This window comes from Streptomyces sp. A012304, assembly GCF_026008495.1.
In the GTDB taxonomy this organism is placed as follows: domain Bacteria; phylum Actinomycetota; class Actinomycetes; order Streptomycetales; family Streptomycetaceae; genus Streptomyces.
The window spans coordinates 1-501 of sequence record NZ_BQUN01000122.1; the positions used below are offsets into that span (position 1 = coordinate 1).

1 protein-coding gene is annotated in these 501 nt (G+C 70.7%); it reads right to left on the bottom strand.

Annotation, left to right across the window (positions count from 1 at the left end; genetic code table 11):
- Positions 1–501, bottom strand: a 501-nt coding sequence (locus tag ALMP_RS32445; protein WP_264934967.1) for a polyketide synthase, incomplete at both ends; no start/stop codon positions are given.

Genomic DNA, 501 nt, shown 5'->3' on the forward strand with positions numbered 1-501 from the left:
CTCCGGAGCCTGCTCCACGATCACATGCGCGTTCGTCCCACTGATACCGAAGGACGACACCGCCGCCCGACGCGGACGCCCCTCCACCTCCGGCCACTCCCGCGCATCCGTCAACAGCTCCACCGCACCCGCCGACCAGTCCACATGCGGCGTCGGTTCGCTCACGTGCAGGGTCTGCGGCAGCACCCCCTCACGGAGCGCCATGACCATCTTGATCACGCCCGCCACACCCGCCGCGGCCTGCGCGTGACCGATGTTCGACTTCAACGACCCGAGATACAGTGGCCGTTCGCCCGGACGGTCCTGGCCGTAGGTGTCGATGATCGCCTGCGCCTCGATCGGGTCACCGAGGGTCGTGCCCGTACCGTGCGCCTCCACCGCGTCCACGTCGCCGGCCGACAGACCCGCGCTCGCCAGCGCCTGCCGGATCACCCGCTGCTGCGACGGCCCGTTCGGCGCCGTCAGACCATTGCTCGCCCCGTCCTGGTTCACCGCCGTGCC